Source organism: Bradyrhizobium sp. NBAIM08, from assembly GCF_020193935.1.
In the GTDB taxonomy this organism is placed as follows: domain Bacteria; phylum Pseudomonadota; class Alphaproteobacteria; order Rhizobiales; family Xanthobacteraceae; genus Bradyrhizobium; species Bradyrhizobium yuanmingense.
Map to the genome: position 1 here is coordinate 1 of NZ_JADYVR010001044.1, position 398 is coordinate 398.

At 51.8% G+C, this 398-nt stretch carries 1 protein-coding gene; it reads left to right on the top strand.

Annotated elements, in window-relative coordinates:
- A partial coding sequence (locus I6F37_RS43380; RefSeq protein ID WP_225154892.1) for a hypothetical protein occupies nucleotides 1–398 on the top strand: 398 nt, incomplete at both ends.

The window sequence follows — 398 nt, forward strand, 5'->3', positions numbered from 1 at the left end:
GGGTGTGGCGGCGTGGCAAGCCGGTTCGCTGAAAGTCGGCGCGATTTTTCTGGTCGGTTTGAGTGCGACTTCGGTGGTTTTGTATCTGTCGGCGATTGTTTTGACGAAACTTCTGCGGCGCGTCAAAACAATCGGCTCGTTTTCCGTCCGGCAAGCCGTTAATTCGCTGTATCGTCCCGGAAATCAAACGCGGGTTATTTTGCTGGCGGTCGGTTTGGGCGCGTTCGTCGTTTTGGGCGTGCAGTCGCTTCAGGGAAATCTGATTCGTGAATTCGATTTCACGCGAAATCAGAAACTGCCGAGTTTATTTTTCATAGACGTTCAGAAAAGTCAGGTTGATAAATTGAAAACAATCGTCGAAACCGCGACGAACGAAGCCGTCCAGCTCGTCCCGACGA